The 749-nt window shown below is 41.9% G+C and carries 2 protein-coding genes; one reads left to right on the top strand and one right to left on the bottom strand.

What is annotated here, in order from left to right; translation table 11 throughout:
* Positions 1-382, top strand: a 382-nt coding sequence (locus A3738_RS07590; protein WP_197473679.1) for an L-threonylcarbamoyladenylate synthase, incomplete at its 5' end; no start/stop codon positions are given.
* Positions 383-384: 2 nt separating this feature from the next.
* Here the strand turns inward: A3738_RS07590 and A3738_RS30750 are convergent.
* A partial coding sequence (locus A3738_RS30750; RefSeq protein WP_197473678.1) for a hypothetical protein occupies positions 385-749 on the bottom strand: 365 nt, incomplete at its 5' end.

The following is a 749-nucleotide window of genomic DNA, read 5'->3' as shown; positions in this document are numbered from 1 at the left end:
AGTTGGTAATAGTGAGTACAGACAAATTAAAGCGCATACACCAGGGCCGTATACGTTTATTCTTCGGGCAACTAGTGAAGTGCCGAGACGTTTAATGCACCCAAAGCGTCGACAAATTGGATTGCGTATTCCTGACAATAAGATTGCATTAGATTTGTTAGAAGAACTTGGGACTCCGTTGATGAGTACAAGTTTGATTCTGCCTGGTGAAGAATATCCCTTTACCGATCCTTATGAGATTCGTCAGACTTTAGAGCATCAATTAGATCTTGTGATTGATGGTGGCTATTGCGGTCTCGAGCCTAGTTCGGTGATTGATCTATCTGATGATCAAGCTATGGTTCTGCGCAAAGGTGCCGGAGATACCCTCGCATTTGAATAAAATTAGGCCTCGCTCGCACTTTTGAATTCGGTTTGAGATAACAGGCTTTGGTAGCGCAAGGTAATATCTTTTAATTGGTTGAATTCATTTTTCTCACTGAGCAGGCTTTGAAATACCTTGTTTGTTTGGCCGTATGCTTGCGTTAACTTATTGACATTGCTCGCATATTCCAGGGTCGGGTTTTGTTTGCTCACTGCGGTGTATGCTGATACAAAATGGTTGTCTTGGCTTAACTCAAACCCGATTCGTTCTAATTGACTTTGAACGACAGGACCTTGTACTGCAAGTTTTCCATTCGCAAGTTTCTCGATTTTTAACTGAGTGTTAGGAGCGAGACCATACTCTGAAAGCTTATTCTTGATGACTT

Source organism: Oleiphilus sp. HI0066, from assembly GCF_001635725.1.
This window is presented reverse-complemented; position numbering and strand designations above follow the sequence as displayed.